Genomic DNA, 5,551 nt, shown 5'->3' on the forward strand with positions numbered 1-5,551 from the left:
GGCGTTGAACAAACTCACTGGGCTAGGCATGCCTGAAACTTACCGTGTAGTTTAATATTCAAACGATTATGAGGAGCTTTGCTCGCTGAATCGATTTAGGAAACAAAGCCTTATCGGCATACAAAAGGGAAAGAAGCAGAGCTGACCTACCGTTACTATATCAGTTCAGCCACACTCGATGAGCAACAGTTAGCCGATTCAGTTCGTGGCCATTGGGGTATTGAAAACAGCTTACACTGGGTGCTAGATGTCTCAATGAAAGAAGATAGTTGCCAGATTTACCAACATCATGGGGCAGAAAATTGGGCCATGCTTAGGCAAATATCACTCAATATGCTTAGGGCAGAACCTTCTAAGGGAAGCATTCCGGCGAAACAGAAAAGAGCTTGGATGAAACCTGAATATCTAGAATCGGTTCTATTAGCAGGGTTGCAGTTGGGCGAATTTTAAACATTCATGCGGTTGCCCTGTTACTTAAACCTATTTTCCCCGCGACGTTATCCAATGATAACCCTTTATTTACCCTAGCAATTCTCAGTTTATTACCAATATCAAAATTAGTATTGATTTTCATTGTTACAAGATACTCTTAAGTAAGGCGTTACATTTAAAAAATTTTGTATATTATTTCTTGCACCCAGTATTTAACCGTAAAACTAGATAAAAATGATTGCTCAAATGCCATAAAACTCTCTATTACTAACCAATGAATATTACTATTCTAATAATTTCAAAAACTCTGTGGTCAATAGCCTTGTTGGTGCAGTAAGAAATCGATTTAACTGAAACGATATCAATATACATAGCCCATAAACCTTGGACAGTGGGTTCACAAGTTTCTGACGAGACTAATTGATAACGCGAAACTGTAAATTAATGTTTTAAAACGGAAAATCCAACTTCAGGCTTAGCGCAAGTATCGTTTTGCAGTGAATCTTCTCACTCGGGGGTATAAAACAGATCCAAGTTCGAGTAAGCACATCGAGCAACAATGAAGTACAAGCGGCCACTATTCTGAAGACCATCACTGTAAATGTGAGTCATTTTTCACATTTGAAATTAATGATTAAATCTCTCGAGTTTCTTTTAGGCGTTCTTCACGCGCTATCTTAACGGCTATTTTTGTCAGTACATTAGCTTGACCTTTAGCGCTCACTATCACTAACGTGCCAAGACAAAAAAATGTGACGCTATATGCAAACCACACATAAAAGCCGTAGCCGCCCATATTCAAAAATTCACTAAATGATTCAAATTGCATTATTTTATTCCTTGAGCTTTCGCTAGTTCACGTACCCACGGACGCATACTATTTCGCGCCAGCACTTCCGCTTTAAATCTAATGGTTGAAATAGCGATAATTAATACCCCAAAGCCAAAGATATTTAGCAATAAGGGAATAAGCATTTCAGATGGCATCGCCGATTTTTCAGTAATCTTAATCGTCGAAGGCTGATGTAATGAACTCCACCAATCGACAGAATATTTGATAATAGGAATGTTTATTACGCCCACTATTGCCAAAATCCCCGCAGCCCGAGCGGCTAATACCTTATCTTCAAATGAGGCATATAACGAAATCACCCCAAGATACAGGAACAGTAAGACTAATTCCGAAGTTAAACGAGCATCCCACACCCACCATGTTCCCCACATAGGTTTACCCCAAGTTGCGCCTGTTACAAGGGCTATCAAGGTTAAAACCGCACCGACAGGCGCAATTGACGCTACGGCCCAATCAGCCACTTTAACTTTCCATACTAAGCCAATAAATGCTGCGCAAGCCATGCCCATATATGCCACCATCGACATTGAGGCTGAAGGGACATGCACAAAAATAATACGGTAACTGTCACCTTGTTGATAATCGGTGGGTGCAAATATCAATCCCCATGTGGTACCTACGGCGACTAACGCCAGTGCAAGGCCGATAAACCAAAACTGTAACTTTACAGCTACTTGATACGCACGCTCAGGCTCGGCGTAAGGATGAAGCCATTTCAACATAATCACTACTCACTGTGAAAAATACGCCAAGTATCATTGGCGCTGGATAAATAAAACGTTCTGCTTAAGCTAGCAACTCAACAAGTGTCTACTCAAATCAATCCGGAACAGTCAACAATTAACCAATAAGAATTAATTCATTAACGATTCGCGCTGCAAAGTAAGCGAGGAATATCAACCCTGCCCCGCTTATGGTATAAATCACTGCTGTACGAATTTTGCAGCCTTTAGAATACTGCTGCCACAACATAACCACATACACCAACCACGCTAAAATAGACAACACCATTTTATGGCCCATGCCGCCGACAAAGATGTTATTGAGAGAAATAAAGCCTGTGCCGATCGACAAGCTCAGCAAGATAAAGCCCATGATCACTAACTGATAAAGCTGCTTCTCTAACGTCAGTAAAGGTGGCATCGATGGCGTTTTGATTAGTTGTTTGGTCTTCAATTTATTCAAGATGACCCATAATTGTATCGCATACAGCGCCGCTATCATTAAGGTACTAAAGGCCATCAAAGATAAAATCACATGTGCCAGCACAGCAGGGTGCGCGTTAAAATGGCCAATATAAGATGAAGGAATGAGCCACATCAAGCCCACAGAAACGATAGCGCAGCCATACACCACAGTCGCCACTACCATCACTTTCAATCGAAAAATTAGCACAGTAAACGTGAGTGCAATTAACCAATTCACTAATGAAAACACATTACTCACACTAAAATTTTGTCCTTCAGGGGTAAATATCGCCTGGGACAACACCACAGCGTGTAACACCACCGCTATAGCTCCCGCAGCAGTGGCAAGGGGACGATTAGGACCACCAACGCGAAATAGCCGTCTTGACACGACTATCAGTGCAATTACATAAAAAATCATTGTCAAAACGAAACAACCAAGCATAGTGTGCAATCCTATCAGCCAACTGCCATTAAATTAAAAATGGGCAAAACCATGCAGCATGCGACATTGACGCGCCGACAATGTAGCCGAACACCAATAATGCAGCGATCCCCGCAAGTAGTTTTTGACCTCGGTGTTGGCACTTAATCGCCAACACGCCAAGGCCAATGTAAACCACTAAAGCTATTAATTTAGCTATTAACCAACTCTGTTCGACTACATTCATTTTTAATATTGCTATCAGTACGACACCCGTCAACAGCAGTAAGGTATCGTTAAGATGGGGTAATACTTTCAAAAACTTAGACTGCATTCCTGCACTTGCACAAAATGAACTCAACCAACGATAGGTAAACAGCGCCACGCTGACTAAGGCCAACATAATGTGTAGATTTTTTATCAGGGTGTAATAGAAAACCATTTCTCTTATCCTTGTTTATCTATCAATTTTTCAGTGGATGATGACATGGTGTCGTCGGCCGCTTAACCTCACATCACTGACGGACAGAATACAGCAATAACGCACAATTAGATTTTAGGCTATTATATTGCTAGCAATTTAATTTGCTGTGAGATGTCGCTCACTTCAGCTAGGTGGATAATCTGATCTACGGCAGCAAGCATTCTCATTCTTGCTGCAGGATTACTAGGGTCTGTTGATCTTTGCTATTCAAATGTTGCTCAGCAATACATCGATAACCACATTAACGTAAACACCAGTGAAACCATATTGGGGCTTTGTTTCCTCATTTAGATCGGCAAATAAAGCTCTCCAATATGAACAAATATCAAACAACATATTGAGTTTCAGGCATACCTAACCCTGTTAGCGCGTTCAACGCTTTGAGCATGGCGTAAGTTTCACTTACTTGGGCATTGTAAGTTCTCATACTCAAGCGTCCACCGACTTTTCCCTAAACCATCACCAATGATTGGGCGACCTTACTAAATGTTAGGCCATGCGATTTTCATCGCCTTGATATAAGCAGGTCTAGCGCAAATATCGGCTAAATAGCGTTTCACATGTGGCAAATCGTCAACCGTTCTACCACCAAACAATGGCAGCGTTGTCAGCGCAAATACCGACATAATATCGGCGCAACTAAAGCTGTTTCCAGCTAAATATTGGTTTTTACTCAAGTGATTATTGATGTGTTGATAGTAGCCTTCACGTCGCCTCAACAAAATTTTTTGCACAGCACTATTGAGAGTCTCCGACTCCTTAAGAGCCAACTCAGCCATAAATACTGTCAAGGTATTACTGTTAAATTGCATCCAATACAGGTAATCAGCATAGTTTTCATCGGTATGAGGGATTACCAAACGACCGTTACCATATTTGTGGCAAAGATATTCGACAATTGCATTCGACTCACACAGCGTCAGTTCACCATCTTCGATGATAGGTGATGTGGCAGCAGGATGAAGCGCTAAGTATTCATCTGGCGCGGTGTTGTCTTCTACTTTACGCTGATAAAACTTGATGTTGTAAGGCAGGCCGAGTTCCTCCATCAACCACACGATACGGTCTGATTGTGAAACGCCTAAATGATGAATCGTTATCATAAAATTCCCTCGCTAATCCATGATGATAAGTTATTAACTTTTACTTGCATTATGCAAGTGATTGACTGGTTATTATCCAGATTACTTGCGTTAAGAAAGTGATGAAGGTAGCATTTCCTGAATCGTCTATCGCAACGAAGTCACAGCTATGAAACATCGTTCTGTGTGCCCTATTAGCTTGGCACTAGACCTCTTAGGGGATAAATGGTCACTGTTAGTTATTAGAGATGCGGTTTTCTGTGGTGCTCAATATTTTAAGGACTTTAAAGCCGCCAAAGAGAATATCTCTACTAACATTCTTGCTGATCGCTTGAAAAGCTTAGAAAACAATGGTTTTTTAAAAAAACAGAAAGACCCATCCAACGCCAAGCAATTTATTTACACACCGACAGAATTGGCCTTTAAATTAGTCCCCACCCTTATCGAACTGGTGGTTTTTAGCAGTGATTACCATGCAAAAGCAATCCCGACTGACGTCATTCCGATACTCAATATGGATAGGGCAACAATTATCAGCACCTTTGCCAAAATACAAAGTGTTTGATCTGTATGATTTTTATACGTGATATCGGAGTTTGATGGGCTAAAAAGGGGATGACAGGGCAATGGCTTGTTGATATTGCTAGTCTCTTGATTACAAAAGGTATTCATTTCAAAGATAATCTTTGCACTAGAGGTGGTAGGCATTCGATCTATACCTGAAATGTCTACCTGATTGGCAGTTGTTATTTAGAGACGTTTCTTATTAACCTAACTGCATGTTAACGACTGAGGAATTCCAATCCCCATATCCATGTGCAAAATGATTATTCCATGCATACCTGTAGTAGTACACTGAATTTGGCCCTTTAGTAAAAAGTTTAGACTGTACTCATGGCTATTTTGGAACGCTAAAGATTTAAAGCTGTTAAGTAATACTTTGCTCTAATTTCTGTTTTTATGATTAAGAGTGAAACATGGCGTTGTTGCCTAAATCAATCTTAGGTATGCCTTTTCCTAAAAGGGTTCCTGGTATTAATTGACCCTCTGGCGAATAGGCATACCCAGTCCTATGACTTTGTTCATCAC

Annotated in this window: 6 protein-coding genes and 2 pseudogenes; 2 read left to right on the forward strand and 6 right to left on the reverse strand. The window is 40.7% G+C overall.

Going from position 1 to position 5,551, the window contains the following annotated elements; genetic code table 11:
- Positions 1-111 precede the first annotated feature (111 nt).
- A pseudogene (locus KV201_RS22195) lies at positions 112-450 on the forward strand (ISAs1 family transposase); the annotation flags it as partial.
- Positions 451-1,066: 616 nt separating this feature from the next.
- On the opposite strand, the gene ccmD reads toward KV201_RS22195, so the two are convergent.
- From ccmD to KV201_RS22225, 6 genes and pseudogenes are all read right to left on the reverse strand, one after another.
- Positions 1,067-1,261, reverse strand: a complete 195-nt coding sequence (gene ccmD / locus KV201_RS22200; protein ID WP_140906973.1) for a heme exporter protein CcmD — start codon at positions 1,259-1,261, stop codon at positions 1,067-1,069.
- Positions 1,261-2,007, reverse strand: coding sequence for a heme ABC transporter permease (locus tag KV201_RS22205; RefSeq protein WP_014611599.1), 747 nt, complete (start codon positions 2,005-2,007; stop codon positions 1,261-1,263). The genes ccmD and KV201_RS22205 overlap by 1 nt, the downstream gene beginning before the upstream one ends.
- Positions 2,008-2,125: 118 nt before the next feature.
- On the reverse strand, positions 2,126-2,917 hold the full coding sequence (locus tag KV201_RS22210) for an inner membrane protein YpjD (RefSeq protein WP_014611600.1): 792 nt from the start codon (positions 2,915-2,917) through the stop codon (positions 2,126-2,128).
- A gap of 28 nt (positions 2,918-2,945) precedes the next feature.
- Positions 2,946-3,338, reverse strand: a complete 393-nt coding sequence (locus KV201_RS22215) for a SirB2 family protein (protein ID WP_014611601.1) — start codon at positions 3,336-3,338, stop codon at positions 2,946-2,948.
- Between the two features lie 367 nt (positions 3,339-3,705).
- Positions 3,706-3,825: pseudogene (locus tag KV201_RS22220) on the reverse strand (IS5/IS1182 family transposase); the annotation flags it as partial.
- Between the two features lie 37 nt (positions 3,826-3,862).
- A complete protein-coding gene (locus KV201_RS22225; protein WP_014611602.1) occupies positions 3,863-4,483 on the reverse strand; it encodes a glutathione S-transferase family protein in 621 nt (206 codons plus the stop codon).
- Positions 4,484-4,631: 148 nt separating this feature from the next.
- Here KV201_RS22225 and KV201_RS22230 point away from each other — a divergent pair, with 148 nt between their 5' ends.
- Positions 4,632-5,027 (forward strand): helix-turn-helix domain-containing protein, encoded by a 396-nt coding sequence (locus KV201_RS22230; protein WP_140906971.1) that lies wholly within the window; start codon positions 4,632-4,634, stop codon positions 5,025-5,027.
- Positions 5,028-5,551: the final 524 nt, after the last annotated feature.

The sequence above is a fragment of the Shewanella sp. SR1 genome, assembly GCF_020447145.1.
GTDB classification, from domain to species: domain Bacteria; phylum Pseudomonadota; class Gammaproteobacteria; order Enterobacterales; family Shewanellaceae; genus Shewanella; species Shewanella baltica.